We start from the raw sequence: 245 nt of genomic DNA, 5'->3' as shown, positions 1-245 counted from the left end.
GTCGAACCAAGCTGTCTTGCTTCTTCCGGTGTCGTAATACGGTGTTGGTCATCTTGAGATGCACCTTTAGGTCTAATACCTGGTGTTACTTTTAAAAATGATGTACCTAACTTTTCAGTCAACATACAAAAATTATTGCAGTAACACAGCTTACGTCAACAACAGAAGATATGTTACGACACGAACAAAATATACAAACATCGATTGAAGAGGCCGTTTTAAATTATGCCAAGTTAGCAAATGCA

At 37.6% G+C, this 245-nt stretch carries 2 pseudogenes; one reads left to right on the top strand and one right to left on the bottom strand.

Going from position 1 to position 245, the window contains the following annotated elements:
* Positions 1–125 (bottom strand): annotated as a pseudogene (locus IDG65_RS14630) (orotidine-5'-phosphate decarboxylase); the annotation flags it as partial.
* Here IDG65_RS14630 and IDG65_RS14625 point away from each other — a divergent pair.
* Positions 117–245: pseudogene (locus IDG65_RS14625) on the top strand (orotidine-5'-phosphate decarboxylase); the annotation flags it as partial. The pseudogenes IDG65_RS14630 and IDG65_RS14625 overlap by 9 nt on opposite strands.

This window comes from Staphylococcus sp. EG-SA-17 (genome assembly GCF_017151845.1).
GTDB lineage: Bacteria > Bacillota > Bacilli > Staphylococcales > Staphylococcaceae > Staphylococcus > Staphylococcus aureus.
Note: the sequence above shows the minus strand (reverse complement) of the source record. Positions and strands in the feature narration are given on the sequence as shown.